General features: G+C 33.9%; 15 protein-coding genes. 2 read left to right on the forward strand and 13 right to left on the reverse strand.

Annotated elements, in window-relative coordinates; all coding sequences use genetic code 11:
• The first annotated feature begins 220 nt into the window (after positions 1 to 220).
• The gene (locus tag MNO09_RS21450; protein ID WP_000548209.1) at positions 221 to 964 is read left to right on the forward strand and encodes a hypothetical protein; all 744 of its coding nucleotides are present in this window, start codon (positions 221 to 223) and stop codon (positions 962 to 964) included.
• 88 nt (positions 965 to 1,052) lie between these two features.
• Here the strand turns inward: MNO09_RS21450 and MNO09_RS21455 are convergent, their stop codons facing one another.
• On the reverse strand, positions 1,053 to 1,601 hold the full coding sequence (locus tag MNO09_RS21455; protein ID WP_000579888.1) for a DUF4865 family protein: 549 nt from the start codon (positions 1,599 to 1,601) through the stop codon (positions 1,053 to 1,055).
• 120 nt (positions 1,602 to 1,721) lie between these two features.
• Between MNO09_RS21455 and MNO09_RS21460 the strand changes: the two genes are divergently transcribed.
• A complete protein-coding gene (locus MNO09_RS21460) occupies positions 1,722 to 2,510 on the forward strand; it encodes a LysR family transcriptional regulator (RefSeq protein ID WP_000405001.1) in 789 nt (262 codons plus the stop codon).
• Positions 2,511 to 2,602: 92 nt separating this feature from the next.
• On the opposite strand, the gene MNO09_RS21465 is transcribed toward MNO09_RS21460, so the two are convergent.
• The 12 genes from MNO09_RS21465 to MNO09_RS21520 all read right to left on the reverse strand — a co-directional run bounded on the left by MNO09_RS21465 (position 2,603) and on the right by MNO09_RS21520 (position 15,464).
• A complete protein-coding gene (locus MNO09_RS21465) occupies positions 2,603 to 3,556 on the reverse strand; it encodes a branched-chain amino acid ABC transporter permease (protein WP_002096695.1) in 954 nt (317 codons plus the stop codon).
• Positions 3,557 to 3,605: 49 nt separating this feature from the next.
• Positions 3,606 to 4,466, reverse strand: coding sequence for a branched-chain amino acid ABC transporter permease (locus MNO09_RS21470; RefSeq protein WP_000382798.1), 861 nt, complete (start codon positions 4,464 to 4,466; stop codon positions 3,606 to 3,608).
• Between the two features lie 21 nt (positions 4,467 to 4,487).
• A complete protein-coding gene (locus MNO09_RS21475; RefSeq protein ID WP_001196690.1) occupies positions 4,488 to 5,189 on the reverse strand; it encodes a branched-chain amino acid ABC transporter ATP-binding protein in 702 nt (233 codons plus the stop codon).
• A complete protein-coding gene (locus tag MNO09_RS21480; RefSeq protein WP_000149307.1) occupies positions 5,167 to 5,940 on the reverse strand; it encodes an ABC transporter ATP-binding protein in 774 nt (257 codons plus the stop codon). Before MNO09_RS21480 ends, MNO09_RS21475 begins: the two co-directional genes overlap by 23 nt.
• 91 nt (positions 5,941 to 6,031) lie before the next feature.
• On the reverse strand, positions 6,032 to 7,249 hold the full coding sequence (locus tag MNO09_RS21485; protein ID WP_000062016.1) for a substrate-binding domain-containing protein: 1,218 nt from the start codon (positions 7,247 to 7,249) through the stop codon (positions 6,032 to 6,034).
• A 234-nt stretch (positions 7,250 to 7,483) separates the two neighbouring features.
• The gene (locus tag MNO09_RS21490) at positions 7,484 to 9,280 is read right to left on the reverse strand and encodes a 6-bladed beta-propeller (RefSeq protein WP_002203455.1); all 1,797 of its coding nucleotides are present in this window, start codon (positions 9,278 to 9,280) and stop codon (positions 7,484 to 7,486) included.
• Positions 9,281 to 9,342: 62 nt separating this feature from the next.
• On the reverse strand, positions 9,343 to 10,338 hold the full coding sequence (locus MNO09_RS21495) for a 3-oxoacyl-ACP synthase (RefSeq protein WP_001020497.1): 996 nt from the start codon (positions 10,336 to 10,338) through the stop codon (positions 9,343 to 9,345).
• Positions 10,338 to 10,754, reverse strand: a complete 417-nt coding sequence (locus tag MNO09_RS21500; protein WP_033657676.1) for a MaoC family dehydratase — start codon at positions 10,752 to 10,754, stop codon at positions 10,338 to 10,340. The genes MNO09_RS21495 and MNO09_RS21500 overlap by 1 nt, the downstream gene beginning before the upstream one ends.
• Before the next feature lie 4 nt (positions 10,755 to 10,758).
• Positions 10,759 to 12,249, reverse strand: a complete 1,491-nt coding sequence (locus MNO09_RS21505; RefSeq protein WP_001161518.1) for an o-succinylbenzoate--CoA ligase — start codon at positions 12,247 to 12,249, stop codon at positions 10,759 to 10,761.
• 15 nt (positions 12,250 to 12,264) lie between these two features.
• Positions 12,265 to 12,870: a TetR/AcrR family transcriptional regulator gene (locus tag MNO09_RS21510; protein ID WP_001290799.1), complete on the reverse strand. Its 606-nt coding sequence runs from the start codon at positions 12,868 to 12,870 to the stop codon at positions 12,265 to 12,267.
• Between the two features lie 130 nt (positions 12,871 to 13,000).
• Positions 13,001 to 13,924 (reverse strand): CobW family GTP-binding protein, encoded by a 924-nt coding sequence (locus MNO09_RS21515; protein WP_000754944.1) that lies wholly within the window; start codon positions 13,922 to 13,924, stop codon positions 13,001 to 13,003.
• A 103-nt stretch (positions 13,925 to 14,027) separates the two neighbouring features.
• Positions 14,028 to 15,464 carry a flavin monoamine oxidase family protein gene (locus MNO09_RS21520; RefSeq protein ID WP_000983562.1) on the reverse strand — a complete coding sequence of 479 codons (1,437 nt, stop codon included), beginning with the start codon at positions 15,462 to 15,464 and terminating at the stop codon, positions 14,028 to 14,030.
• Positions 15,465 to 15,620 lie beyond the last annotated feature (156 nt).

The following is a 15,620-nucleotide window of genomic DNA, read 5'->3' on the forward strand; positions in this document are numbered from 1 at the left end:
GCTATGTGTCGAATGTAGTAAGGCTATATATAAGTATGAAGTCTTACTTTGCTTCATCTCTCAACTGTTCGACATATGATAAAATCTTAACAATAAGATATCTACCTTACTTACGAACTCTTTCTTCCCATAACTATGAGTATCATAAAGTTTTAAATAAGAAAAAATTCAAATAAAATGATAAAATTAAACAAAGCACTAGTATAAAGGTGGGCAGAACATGCATATTTCTAAACAATTTATAAAACCATTTCCTGAATATGAAGACATATTTTATGATGATTTGGAACAACATAAAAAGCACTTTTTACCCATTTGTTCTATAAACTTACAATGTATTGAACCGGAATTGGACGAATGGTTACATATTGTGTCAGCAAAAGAAATCCATGATGGTTGCGTGGGTGATTTCACCAAACCATTTCACACAAATTTTACGAAAGCAGATACATTAGGATTCGATGTCATTAATGGAAAATATAAATTTGAAGCGGATTGGAATTATTTCGAAATCGAACAAAATAATTCTGACATAATAGAACAAGCCTACGAGAGTAATGAAAGAAATTATCAAATCCGTAAAGAGTATTTTCAACGTAATCAAAAAATTTATCCTTATTCTAGCTTTGGAAAAGAAATAACATCTGTAGAAGTATTAGAACAAGAGTTTGCTGAAAAACAAACAAATGGCTGGGGATTAAATTATCCCGTGGTAAATGGTATCCTAGATGATGTTCGTTTTATGACAGAAGAAGGTGAAGAATTATTAGAAGACTGCGATAACGAAGACGAAATTTTTGACTTTACGAATCTTCTATATGTACCAAAAGATAAATATGGACATCCATTTACATATGTTGGATTTGTTACAGGATATTATTTTCAAGCTTATGGTGCCGATCGTATTTACTTATTCTTTAATAAAGAATTAAGAAAAGCAGTAATTTGTTTTGAATATACATAAGATAATTAAGAAAAGTCCATTTTGAACATTATTACTTGACTCAAAATGGACTTTTTATAAATAATTTATTTATATTTCAATTCCTCATCTACTGTGAAATGTGTAAAACCTCATATATTGTAATATCCTCCATCTCTTCAATTTCAGGCTTTACTTCATAAAATTCAAACTGACTATATCCCCACTTATCTGGGTTATACACTATTACATTCCCTTTACAATTTTCTGTATTCTGGACATTCTTATTAAAAATGCTAAATTGAGTCCCCCTCAATGAATTACTTTGAGAAATACTCCCTACATATTCAACAACATACTTACATTTCTTAAAATCATCCTTTACATTAACAACTAATGGAACACCTATATTTATTTGTTGCCATCCAAAAGATTGTAAAATATTATCGTAATACCCTTCAAAGATAAATTTGTTCATTCCTTCATGGCCATTCCAAATATATAAAGGTGCATAACAGTTATAGAAATTCCCATGCTTACCTGCCTCAGTCATTAAATATGCTTTAAAATTCAATTCTTGAAAACCATCCATTTTATACCCATTATCCTTTACCCTTTTCTTAATAATCTCCATATCATAATCTTTTGGCAAAATGACCTTATATTGCATTCCAATCATGTTTATCACTCACTTTCCATCTTATATACACAATGATAAGGCAATGATTGACTAACGTAAAATAGGTATAAATTATGCTTGGTATCATTTATAATGATATCGTATAAGGGGCTGTGATAAATGGAAATAAATGATCTTATTATATTCAAAACTGTAGCTAGCGAAGGTTCTATTAGTAAAGCTGCTAAAGAGTTAGGATATGTTCAGCCAAACGTAACTGAGCGAATCAAAAAATTAGAACAAGAATTAGAAACTCCTTTACTACATAGAGATAACAAAGGCGTTTCCTTGTTACCTTCTGGTGACATTTTATTAGACTACACGAATCTAATATTAACTCTAGTAGAAGAAGCAAAAGATAAAATTAAAACGAATGGTTCTTCTTATATAATTGCGACGTCACAATCTATTTTGACTAATTATGTAAGTAAGCGCATTAAAGAAAATTTCAGGAATTATCAAATATATGTAGAAAATAGTAGTCATTTGCAAAAATTACTGCAGCAACAAAAAGTTGATATGGTCATTACTTATGAGGATTACCCGGACACAGCGTTTAAAAAAGTATTTTTCACTTCAATTTCTGTAGGCTTATTAAAAGCGAAAGAAAAGTGTACCATTGACTTTTCAAAGGAACTCTTCTTCGTTAGCAATGACAAAAAGTGCCCTTTTAGAAATAGGACGATACAATTTCTAAAAGAAAATAATCTATCTCAGCATCAACTTCAACAATTAGATTCTTATTCACTCATTGAAGATTTTATAAACGATGGCAACGGAATAGCCTTTTTACCGATTAGAAATGATAAATTGGTACCAATTGAAAATGTTCCAATTGAGAAATTAACCGTTCATTTTTTTACAAATCAAAACTCTTTAAAACAAATCCCTGATGAACTATTTGATTAATATAATAGCTATAAACTAATTACATACACCAATAAAAATCCCTCCTTTACGAATCTAAAAGAGGGATTTTTATATTCTATACAATTGATTTTTCACACATTTTGCTCTACTTCTGCACTTTTCTCCTTCTTACTCTGTTTCACATTCTTCAGTCTCTTAATCGTGCCAACTAATCCTTTCGGAAAAACTAACAAGACGATAATGTACAATAAACCAAGAATAATTGTCCATCTTTCAAAAATCGGATACGCTGTGGCTAGTTCTGATAAATAATATTTCAGTGATTCAATAATTCCAGCTCCAGCAATCGCTCCAATTAACGTTCCAACTCCGCCAATCATCGTCATCAATAATGCATTTAATGTCATTTCAATTGAAAATACAGTCGTATTAACAAAGCGTAGTGTGATAACAAATAAACCACCGCTAATTGTAGCAACTACTCCTGCAACAATACTAGCAATAATTTTATAATGAAGAACTTTATATCCTAGTGCTTCCACACGTTGCTCATTTTGTGAAATTGCTTTTAATACTTTTCCAATAGAAGATTTTGTGAAAAGACGTAACAGAATAAAAATGACAATTAAACATATAAGTGTTACATAATAAAAGGTAAGACGATCACGGAATAAGTCTGGTACACCAAATGTAAAACCATCCCCTCCGTGAGTGAGACCGCGCCACTTTTCAGCAAGTACGAAAAACAACTGTGAAATAGCAAGTGTTAACATTGCATAAAAATGACTTTTCAGTCGTAAAGAAAGCAAACCGATTATATAACTAACAATTACTGAAATGATAATTGCAGCTACTATCCCTATTAAAAAGTTCGTTATAGATACTCCTTGCCGATCAAATAAAAGCGCTACGCCATATGCTCCTATTCCAAAGAACATACAGTGACCGAACGATACAATTCCGGTATATCCAAGCAATACATCAAAACTCATTGCAAAAATAGCAAAGATGAAGATTTGAGTGAACAAAATTAACAAGCTCCGTGAATCATTTACGAATGGAAATACACTTAAACAAATGAGCATACATACTCCGAAGTATACTTTAATTCGATTTGATGTGCTGTTCACCATTTCACCCCTTTTCACTAACAAGTCCATTTGGCTTCACTATTAAGAAAAATAGTAACATTAACATATTGATTGCAAGTGATAAATCCGGTATAAAATACGCTGTAAAAGCACCCGCTAATCCGACAATTAAAGATGCGATTGCTGAACCTTGTACGCTTCCTAATCCTCCAATGATTACTACTATGAAAGCTAAAATCGCATACTGCATACCCATCTCGGCGAAAATAACGCCTGAATACGGTGCTAATAAGAATCCTCCTAACGCTGCCATTCCTGCTCCTAATAAAAAGACGAAAGAAAATATTGCATTTACGTTAATACCGAGCGCTTGAACCATCTCTTTATCTATTACACCAGCGCGTATCATTAGACCTATCTTTGTTTTTTTGAGCAATAATAGTAAGGCAATGTAAATGATGATCCCAATTAAAATAACGAATAGACGATATTTAATTAATATAACGCCTTCAAATGTATAACTACCTTGTAACCATAACGGTAATTTAGCACCAATTGGATTTGGCCCCCAAAATACTTTAATACATTCACTAAGTACAAGCATTCCTCCAAGCGTCACAAGAAGCTGGCGAACATGATTTCCATATACCGGTCTAATCAGAAATCTTTCTAAAATGAATCCAAGAAACATCCCCATAGCAATTGCGCCAATTAACGCTAATACATAACTACCTGTCATATTAAATAACCAAACACCTGTAAACGCTCCCCAGGCAAATAAACCACCATGTGCGAAGTTTAGAACGCTCATTAAACCGAAAATAAGTGAAAGTCCTGATGCTAATAAAAAAATGAGCATCCCTGTTGAAATCCCATTTACAAATAAATTGATTAACACATCCATCCTTCTCACCTCAGATTCATGTTAAGAGATTCCTAAATATTTGTGACACATTTCCTTATCCTCTTTTAATTCATGCATAAAACCGTTATGAACAATTTTTCCGTTATCCATAATATAAAAGTAATCACCAATTTGACTAGCCATCATAAAGTTTTGTTCAACGAGTAAAACTGTTGTTTTCTCCTTCATTTTTAAAATAGCTATCATTAATTTTTCTATCATAATAGGGGACAAGCCTTTACTCGGCTCATCAATAAGTAATAAACCATCACTATTAATAAATGCTCTTGAAATTGCTAGCATTTGTTTTTGTCCTCCGCTTAAGAGTCCACTTTTTTTGTGCCAAAACTGCTTTAAATCTGGAAATAGTTCAAACATCCACTCAATTTTCTCTTCCGCTTCTTCTCCCTTACCCCTAGCAAGAGCGAATGTTTCTTCTACTGTCAAATCGTGAAAAATACCTTGATTTTCTGGTACATACCCTATTCCTTTCCTTGAAATTAAATGTGTAGATAATCCATTTACTTGTGAACTATCATAATAAATTTCACCATGTGCGATATGGTGAAATCCCATAACCGAACGTAATGTCGTCGTCTTCCCTGCCCCATTTCTTCCAAACAGTACAGTAATCGTTCCTTTCTCAACAGCAAGAGATACCCCTTGTAAAATATGAAACTGATCTAAATACGTCTCTATATTATTCACTTGTAATAGTGCCACTATATAATCCCCCTAAATAAGCACTTTGTACACGCTCATCTTTCATAATCTCTTCAGGCAAACCTTCAGCCAATAGCTCTCCATGGAATAAAACGATAAGATGGTCTGACAAACCTAGTACCATATCCATTTTGTGTTCAATTAGTACAATTGTACTCTCTGGATGTTTCTTAATATTTTCAATCACTTGTAAAATAGCCGGTACTTCCTCAACTGATATACCTGCCGTCGGCTCATCAAGTAGTAATACATCCGTTTTTAAAGCTAGTAACATCGCAAGCTCTAACTTTCGTTTTTCCCCATGTGCTAAATCTTTCGCTAATACATGTTCTTTCTCGTGAAGTAAGACTGTTTTTAAGAAACGTCTCGCCTCTCCCACTTGTTGCTTAAATTTTGCCGAACTCGGAAAAAAACTATAGTAATCTTGAACAAATGATTGAACACTTAAACGAACATTTTCAAGTACCGTTAACTCTGGGAATATATTTGTAAGTTGAAAAGAACGACCAATTCCTAATCGAGTTCGATCCGAAATTGATAATTTTGTAATCTCTCGTCCTTTAAAATATACTTCCCCCTTTGTTGGAGAAATTTGTCCACTTAGTAAATTAAATAACGTTGTCTTTCCTGCACCATTAGGTCCAATAATGGAAATGAGCTTTCCTTTTTGTACTGTTACATTCACATCTTTAATAACATGATGCTCGCCAAAAGATACGCAAAGATTTTTCGTTTCTAGCAAATGTGTCACGAAATCCCTCCTTTTAAAGCTTTAAGTATGAAAGAAATACGTATAAAGAGGGTGCACGCCCTCTTTATACGTAAACGACAGAAAATTCAGTCTATTTATTTTGAACTGGTGGTTCTGTCTCTTTCATCGTTAATTCTCGCTCTAATACTGGCACCGGATAGTCAACACCATCTTGCTTTTTCAATGTGATAGAATACAGTGTCTGCATCGCTTGGTGATCCTTCTCCCTAAACTTCATCTTTCCTTTCGGTGTCTCAAATTCCATTCCTTCCATTTTCTTAATCAATGTATCTACATCTGTATCACCTTTTGTTTTCTTTAAAGCTTCTACAATTGAAATTGCCGCTGACATTCCACCTGCTGTAAATAAATCTGGCACCGCACCATTAAATCGTTTTTTATGCTCTTCCACTAACCAATCATTCACCTTATTTTTCGGGAGGGTATGATAATAAACAGAAAAACCTTGCATTCCTACTAACGCATCCATCGTTTTTAATGCCGGTATATCTGGTGCACCGGTAGAAATTTTAATACCTTGCGCTTCTACATTCATATCTTTCAACTGTTTCCAAGGTGAATTTGCCCCTGCCCAAACGATAAATAAATAATCTGGTTTTGAGCTAATGATATTTTGAATATTTGCAGTAAAGTCAGTCGAATTTGTATCAGCATATTGCTCGTTTACAATATTTGCACCTAACTTCTTCGCTCCAGCTTTAAATGCCGCAATTCCTTCACGACCGTAAGCATTATCTTGTGCTAACGTTGCTATTTTCACATCTTTTTTAGCAATTGCTGCAGCACCAGCGACTGCATCTTGAGATGAATTTCTACCTGTTCTAAAAATATATTTATTCCAGTTCTTCCCGGTAATACTATCAGCTACTGCTGGTTCTACAACCATTATTTTTTCATATTCTTCAGCTAGTGGTAAAACCGCTAATGTATCACTTGAACTAGACGATCCAACTAAAAAATCAACTTTCTCTTCTTCTAATAACTTCGTAGCTTTCTTCACTGCTACATCAGCTTTCGTTTCCGTATCTTCTACAACAAACTTAATCTTCTTCCCTTCCACTTTCCCAGTTCCACCCGTTGCATAGTCTAACCCTAATTCAAATCCGTTCATTGTTTGTTTTCCATACGATTCTAATGGACCTGTTAATGATGCAAGAACCCCTACCTTAATCGTCTTTTCATCCTCTGTACTTGTTTTCTTTCCTGAACAAGCTGCCGTTATTAATAACGAACCTAAAACACAACCAGTAGCCATCATTCTTAGCCATTTACGTTTTTTCATCGACATTGTGATCCTCCCCACACTTTTCTTTCTGATAGAATCAAACACGCCAAAGTTACCCATCCGTAATTATGACTTTTTCTTTGAATAATATAAACGAGATTGTTAGTATACATGTATCTTCTCCGATTTCCATGAAACACCTTTACAATTTGATACAAATATTTTATTCCTACCTATACCGCATTCCGAAACTATTAAACTTCTATCCTTTCTAACAAGCATTTTGAGCCTCTAATACTAATTAGCTTTCTTAAAAAATTGAATTCTTTGGAGTAAACCATCTGTAATAATGATATTTCCTTGGCTATCCACATCTATTCCTTGTGGTGAGAAAAACTGCCCTGTTATACCACTAAAACTTCCAAAAGACTCTAAAAAATCCCCATTTTCATTATAAATATTCACGCGATTATTAGAAGTATCTGTGACATACACCGTATTATTTATATCGATTTCAATTCCTATTGGCAAAAAAAGATCTCCTGGACCCTCTCTCCAATTTTCTAGTGGATCTAAGTTTCCAGCTCCATGATTTGTACCCCATTTTGTAAGAAAATTACCCTCATTATCAAATTTTTGAACCCTATTATTAATACGATCCACAACATAAACATTATCTTTTGAATCAATTGCTAATTGCATAGGTTGAAAAAACTCTCCCTCTCCACTTCCTTTTCTCCCCCATTCTTTCATATATACAAAGAATGGATTAAATTTTTGAATACGATGATTTTCTGAATCAGCTATAAATATGTTTCCTTTACTATCAATAGCTATTCCAGATGGAAATTGAAAAAAACCTGGTAATACTCCAAATGAACCATATGAAGCAAGCGCTATTCCTGAATTGGTGAATTTTTGGATACGATGATTTACAGAATCAGATACATACACGTTATTGTAACGATCCGTTGCAATTTGTCTTGGAACATAAAACTGTCCCGGAAGACTTCCGTATCCTAGTGGTCCACCAGCACCAAATAAACTTCCCCACTTCCCAACAACCTTCCCAGATATATCATATTTCAAAATTCGATGATTAAAGGAATCAGATACAAAAACATTTCCATTTGTGTCTCTTTCGACATCATAAGGTCCTGCATATTGTGTATTTCCATTCCTTTCATTACCTATGGTTTTCTTCATTACCGCTGTTAGGCCTACCTCATTATATAAAAGTACACGATTATTTCCCGTATCCGTTATATAGATATTCCCTTTACCATCGGGAAGAACTTGATTAGGATAAACAAACTGAAAAAAGTTACCTACTGTATATAAAAATTGATCTTTATTTGTAAATTTCATTATCCGATTGTTATATGTATCTGCTACATATAGCGATCCAGATGTTGAGTCAAAATTTATTCCTCTTGGATGGTAGAATTGATATGGGCCTAAACCTGCAATTCCTGTTCCGATTACTCGCTTAAACTCCCCTTTTTTATCAAACACTTGAATACGATTGTTATATGTGTCTGCAATATAAACCTCATCTTGTTTATTTATCGCGATACCTTGTGGTAAAGCCATTTCTCCATTCGCCTTTCCATAACTCCCTATTGTTTGAATATACTGCCCATTCGGGCTATATTTCTGAATACGATGATTGTATTCATCCGTAATATAGTAATTGTTATCGCTATCTACTGCAATTTCCCTAGGAAACGAGAACTGCTCACTTCCTTTACCTTTTGTGCCCCAACTTTTAATAAATTGAAACTCCTCATTAAATTTTTGAATACGATAATTCGCTGTATCCGCAACTAAAATATTACCTTCTTTATCAACAGCAATACCAAATGGCATATTAAACTGCCCCGGACCTTCACCTAAAGTTCCTATCGTATCAACAACTTCTCCATTCTTATCTATTTTCAAAACCCTATTATTCCCCATATCAACAACATACAAAAATCCTTTTGCATCCCTTGCCATCGCCACCGGTGTCCTTAATAACTTAGAAGGATCTAGCTCACTCCCCCATGATTTCACATATTTTACAGCAGAGGCATTTCCTACAGAAGCAAACATCCATAGACTCACAATAACAATGAAAAAACAACATATAATTTTTTTAATAAAATCCATCTTTACTACCATCTAATCACAGTCGCTGCCCACGTATACCCAGTCCCTGCACTAACTACTACTGCAATATCTCCAGGCTGTAATTTTCCCTGTTCATTTGCAAAGTGAAGACCAATGCAAGGATCAAGCGCTGACATATGTCCATAATGATCTAAATATACAACTTGTTCTTCTTCTAGCCCTAGTCCCTGTATCAATTCTATTAACATAGAACGTTTTGTATGCAGTGGTAACAATACTTTAATATCTTTAGGAGTAAATCCACTTTTTCTTAACGCCTCCCTAATAACCTTATCAAAATTAGAGATTGAAACCCGGTCTAGACGTTCTTTCATACTATTAGGATCTATTACATCAATATAATGTTGTCGATTCTCGACTGTATCATAGCTTGCAACCTGCTTCGATCCACCAGCTGGAATACGAACATCGTCATGAAATGAACCATCCGTTATAATCGCACTGCCTAATATTTCACCGTTTCTAGCGTCCTTTTTCACTAAAGCTGCACTTCCACCATCAGCGAAATTAAACATAAAACGTGAGCGTGGATTATCATAATCTACAATTTGAGATTCTTTACATCCACCTACTAATAATATATTTTCAATTGAGTTATCGGAGTAAAGCATATCTTTTGCGACTTTGAGAGCAATAGGAAAGCAAGAACTAACATTCATAATTTCAAAAGCATAAGCATTTTTTAATCCAAGTTCATGCTGAATTTTTGGGGCACTTGACCATACGTGGTAATCTTTATGTGGACTGCCAAAATAAATGACTACATCAATAGATTGAGGATCTACTTGTAATAATATTGGCTTTGCAGCAGCAATAGCTAAATCTGATGCATGCATCGTTTCATCTGCGACATGTTTTTCATATAATCCAAACTTTTCTATAATAATATTCTCAGGGATACCTGTTTTTTGAGATAGGTCTGCCGCCGTCTCTACATCTTTTGGGAAGAAAACACCAGTCGCTTCAATCCCAATATTCATTAGACTACTCCTCCTTCTTTTGGTACCATCATAGTTGCTACACCAGTTAATACTAAATCTCCTTTTTGGTTATGACACTCCGTTAACAATTTCAAAACTCTCTTTTCTATCATAAATTCTTGTACTGTTGCCGTAGCTGTAACCGTATCTCCTATAAAGACTGGTGCTGTAAATTTAATAGTTTGTTCCATATAAACAGATCCTTTTCCAGGTAAATGAATCCCAAGCAATTGTGATAATAGACTAGAAGTTAGTAAACCATGTGCTATTCTTTGATTAAATCTAGTTTGTTTCGCATACTCATGATCAATATGAATTGGATTAAAATCCCCGCTCAAACCTGCAAATAATACAAAATCCGTTTCTGTTATTGTTTTACTACATGATGCCTGTTGACCTGTGCTATACATCATCATCTCTTCACCAACTTTTCAATTGATTTGCTAACTGTGCTTTTTGAATTTTACCAGTTGCATTTTTAGGCAATTCCTCTAGAAACACAATTTCTTTTGGAAGTTTATATTTTGCTAGAAATAAACGACAATGTTCAATGACTTCTTTTTCAGTTAATTCACTGCTACTCTTTTTCACAATAAAGGCGATTGGAATCTCCCCCCACTTTACATGTTGCCTACCAACGACCGCTACCTCATATACCTCCGAAATCTTATTAATGACCTGCTCTACTTCAAGTGGATAAATATTTTCACCACCGGAAATTATCATATCTTTTTTTCTACCGATAATGTATACAAAACCATCTTCATCAACTTTAGCTAAATCTCCCGTATATAACCAACCATCTTGAATCGTTTCTTCTGTTGCATCTGGCCGATTCCAATACTCTTTCATTACATTCGGCCCTCTTATAAGTAATTCTCCAACTTCACCAACCTCAACTTTATTTTTGTTTTCATCAATAAGTACATACTCACAAAACAGAACTGGTTTCCCAATTGATCCTACTTTATGTCTTGCATCTTCTTCTGAAAGCATAAATACGGTTGGTGATGTTTCAGTCATACCAAAGCCTTGCCCAAATAAAAATCCTCTATCTATAAATTCTCTCATCAACTCTTCTGGACATGGAGCACCACCGTTATAAAACCAGCGAACGGATTGTAAATTTGTAGTTTCAAACTTTGCACAATTAATTAATGCTTGATGAATTGTAGGTACCCCCATCACTACAGTTACTTTATGTTTTTCTATCATGGAAAGAGCTGTGGTTGGTTCGAATTTCCTTGGAATAATGATTACGCCACCTGCAAATAAAGTTGGAAATGCGAATAAACCAATTCCACCAATATGAAATAAAGGTAATAATACAATAGAGCGGTCGTGCATAGTTAAGTCAATCGCAAATGTATTGTTTAGCGCATTCCAAAACATATTTTTTTGTGTAAGTACGGCTCCTTTCGGTTTTCCTGTTGTACCTGATGTATAACATATAATAAAGGATGCGCTTTCATTTATCTCTTCAAAGTTGTCACTTTTTCTATCTTCTATTTCTTTTAAACTTTTAATCGAAATAACTCTTTGTACGTACGATACCTTATGCATTGACAGTGCCATATTTTGAAATGTTTCCTCTACAAATAAAACTGTAGTTTCACTATCTTTTAACTGAAATATAAGTTCATTTTCTGTTAATCGTATATTCAATGGAACAGCAATACATTCTACCTTTGCTATAGCAAACAAAAGTACAATATATTCCAAGCTATTTTGTGATAAAATAGCTATCCTTTCTCCTTTTTGCACATTTAAATCGTAAATTAAATAGGCTGCTACGTTACTTACATACTCATGTAACTGTTTATATGTCATTTCCTCCTCTTCTGTAATAATGGCAATGCGATCTGGATGTAAATAGGACCGTTTTTCAATCCAATAAGCAATGCCTTGCATATTTTCCCCACTCCCTTATCTCTTTCTCAATCCTTCAAATATTAATGACATCGCTGCTTCAAATACATCTTCCGGAACATCTTTCTCTTCCCAATAGCCCCATCGCATTCCTAGAAATTGCCCAATTGACATAAGACAATACGCAATTGTTTCTTTATCAAGTTGTTTAAACTCTCCCGCTTCCATACCAGCCGATAAACTTTTTAAAAATCCATTTGCGAGCTTTGCATAATACCATCTATATAAGTTATCATCAACAACTACTGCCTGTTGTACAATGTTATATAGATTAGGTCGATCTTTCACCCACCGAAAAAAAGCCTGAAAACCTCTTCTTTGTGCCTCTTCATAACTTGATATTCCCTTCATTTCTTCTTTAATAATTAAGCGTAACTCACGGTTCAATCTGCGAATCAATTCATCAAATATATCTTTTTTAGATGGAAAGTAATTATAGAAAGTTCCGTGCGCTACCTTTGCTTCTTGTGTAATATTCACAATAGAAGCCTCGTAATATCCTTTACTACCAAACACCTCTTCTGCAGCACACAATAATTTCTCTCTCGTTTCTAATCCTTTTGTTGTTAAGTTTTTTACATCCATTATTATTTTTTCTGACACCTGAATCACCTCTTAGATTTGATTATAAATATATTTCTGAATTTTACAATTATTTTTATTAGACAAAATCTGCAAGCGTTTTTCTACATATAAAAAAGGACTAACTTAATTTGAAGTTAGTCCTTTAATCTTAATTAGAATTAAGTTCTACTTTCTCTAACCCTTCAGCCAATTGTTTCTTATCTAGCCCTTCTCCTATTACTACCAAGTTCGTCGGGAAACCGAAATCTTGTTCCAGTAAAGTTGGTACCCCAAATGAATATTGGAATAGGTGCGGGTATTTATCTCCATGGAATTTCACAAATCCTTTTACACGATAAATACTATCTGGTAAATTCGAAAGCCATTCGTATAATTTATCTTGATCAATCGATTTCGTAAATTGATATGTCATCGTTTGTATATGCAAATGCTGTTTTACATGTAGTGTCTCATGTTCCCCATCATTCGTAAATTCAGCTTCTTCTATGTCTTCTAAAGATATATTACAATATTTTGTTTCAAACAATTTCGCATGATTATTTATTGCTTTCACTTCTTCAATTACTTTGTTCTTATCCGCATCTGTTAGTAAATCTGATTTATTAATTAAAATGTGGCTACCAAACTTCAATTGCTCATGCAATAATTGCTGAACGTTTGCACTTAATACTCTTCGATTTAACCACCTTACTGCATCTAAAACGACTACAATTGATTTCACTTCTAGAAAAGGTGCTAAAATTGGTGATACACACGCATCTAACACTTCAATTGGATGTGCAACACCTGTCGTTTCTATATAAATGACATCTGGTCTTTCTTGCTGATATAACGAGTGTAATTGTATTTCAAGCTCTTCTTTTAGCGTACAACAAATACATCCTTTCAGAAGTTCCCTTAAAACATTCTCTTTTCCAATAATATCTGTATCTACCGAGTATTCACCAATTTCATTCATTAATACTGCAACTTTTCTATTCTTCTTTTTCTCCGCTAACAATAAATTTTGTAATAATGTTGATTTTCCACTTCCTAAAAAGCCACCTAATATATGAATTTCTACTTTTTTCATTTGATCGACCATCCATTTCTTTATTTCAAACATATTCAAAGCGTAATAATTACGATTTATATTAATCATTTTATTAAAAGAATAGTGATTTGTAAATATATCTTCACTGTTCGTTTACTTCATAAGCAACTCGAATTCCAGACTCTATTGCTCCTTGCATCCATCCATGTGTTAATGTCGTATGCTCTCCTGCAAAGTGTACTTTGCCAGCTGGCGGCGTAATATACGGAAATAACTCGAGCTCTTGACCTGGTTCGAAAGCCGTAAATGCGCCGCAAGAATACGGATTTTGGCTCCAGCTAAAAGATGTTCCAGTAACAAACTCACTATAGACGATTTCACCGTATATTTCCGCTAAATTTTTTAATGCGTAACGTATACGATCTCTTTGCGGGAGACTATCCCACGTTAACGCCTCATCTGCCCACGTATAACTCGCTAAAACGATAGCCGCCCCTGGTGTATGAATGCCATAACTCGGATAATATGTAAATCGTATAGGTAAATCTGTAATAGATTTACCGCCACGCTGCCCCACTCTTTCCCAAAATCTACTTTTAAACTCTATCGCAATTTTAGTCGAAGCTATATAGTTTAATTCACGAATTGCCCGTCTTTTAAAATAAGAGAATAAATGATATGGCTGAACTTCTACAAATCGTAACGCTGAAAATGGAATTGTGATAATAGCAATGTCGCCTGTTACCACAAATGGATGTAACGTTTGTTCATTTGTTACTTGCATCATTACTTTATTATCTTCCTGTATAATTTTTTCTACTTTATACGACATAAAAATATTTTCTTTTAACTCCGGTAAAAATGAATTTGGTAATGTATCCATTCCGCCCGTTATCTCATAATATTTTGTCGTTGAAGTAAAAAAGATCATTTCACGTAATACTTCAATTAAAGACATTCCCATATATGCTTCCATATCTAGAAGTACCCCAATCATATCTATTGCTCCATCTGAATAATACTCGCTTAAAAATGATCCGAGCGAATATGTTTTATACTTTTTTTCAACGATGATCCAGTTTTTATTAGGATCTTTTTTTATAAAATTAAGTATTGGTTCTAATACTACTAACATTAGCTCTTCGGCTGTTTTTCCTTTTTCGTTCTCTACAATTGGATATCCAAGTATACTTGGATTTTTTTCAAACACGCTCAATCTCGTTTTAATATTATTCGTATAAATAATATCTGAAGCGGTTTTATTTACAAAAAGATTTAACGGTAATTTAAATTTACGAATGTAGGCTAAAGTTAACCCGTGTGTTTCAGGAATTCTCATTGGTCCTGCATTAAAATATAAACCAGAACTAAATGGTTCACGAATCGTATATATCCTTCCGCCTATTCGGTTATTCGCTTCTAAAATTGTTATGTTATGCCCTGCTTCTTTCAATAACGATGCTGCAACTAATCCTGAAATCCCTGCACCTGCAATAATAATCTGCTTTGGATTATTCGTTTTAACGAGCCCCACATTAATAATATGGAGCATTCTTTCCATCGTTAATGGCTGCATCATGCCCTTTTCCCCTTCGATAAAGGATTTTATTGCATTATATTCGGTTCACTCACTTCCTATGTTTCGTGCAAAGAATTGCACGGATACATTTTCAATTACTTGAATATCTTTTATAAAATGTAATAAACTAGATATGACTCTATAGAAGTAAGACGT

It is taken from the genome of Bacillus sp. N5-665 (genome assembly GCF_022637375.2).
Taxonomy (GTDB): Bacteria; Bacillota; Bacilli; order Bacillales; family Bacillaceae_G; genus Bacillus_A; species Bacillus_A wiedmannii.

Coding starts and splice junctions, on each gene's coding strand:
- MNO09_RS21450 (WP_000548209.1), top strand. CDS start 221: ATGCATATTTCTAAACAATTTATAAAACCATTTCCTGAATATGAAGAC.
- MNO09_RS21455 (WP_000579888.1), bottom strand. CDS start 1,601: ATGATTGGAATGCAATATAAGGTCATTTTGCCAAAAGATTATGATATG.
- MNO09_RS21460 (WP_000405001.1), top strand. CDS start 1,722: ATGGAAATAAATGATCTTATTATATTCAAAACTGTAGCTAGCGAAGGT.
- MNO09_RS21465 (WP_002096695.1), bottom strand. CDS start 3,556: ATGCTCATTTGTTTAAGTGTATTTCCATTCGTAAATGATTCACGGAGC.
- MNO09_RS21470 (WP_000382798.1), bottom strand. CDS start 4,466: ATGGATGTGTTAATCAATTTATTTGTAAATGGGATTTCAACAGGGATG.
- MNO09_RS21485 (WP_000062016.1), bottom strand. CDS start 7,249: ATGTCGATGAAAAAACGTAAATGGCTAAGAATGATGGCTACTGGTTGT.
- MNO09_RS21490 (WP_002203455.1), bottom strand. CDS start 9,280: ATGTTTGCTTCTGTAGGAAATGCCTCTGCTGTAAAATATGTGAAATCA.
- MNO09_RS21495 (WP_001020497.1), bottom strand. CDS start 10,338: ATGAATATTGGGATTGAAGCGACTGGTGTTTTCTTCCCAAAAGATGTA.
- MNO09_RS21500 (WP_033657676.1), bottom strand. CDS start 10,754: ATGATGATGTATAGCACAGGTCAACAGGCATCATGTAGTAAAACAATA.
- MNO09_RS21505 (WP_001161518.1), bottom strand. CDS start 12,249: ATGCAAGGCATTGCTTATTGGATTGAAAAACGGTCCTATTTACATCCA.
- MNO09_RS21515 (WP_000754944.1), bottom strand. CDS start 13,924: ATGAAAAAAGTAGAAATTCATATATTAGGTGGCTTTTTAGGAAGTGGA.
- MNO09_RS21520 (WP_000983562.1), bottom strand. CDS start 15,464: ATGATGCAGCCATTAACGATGGAAAGAATGCTCCATATTATTAATGTG.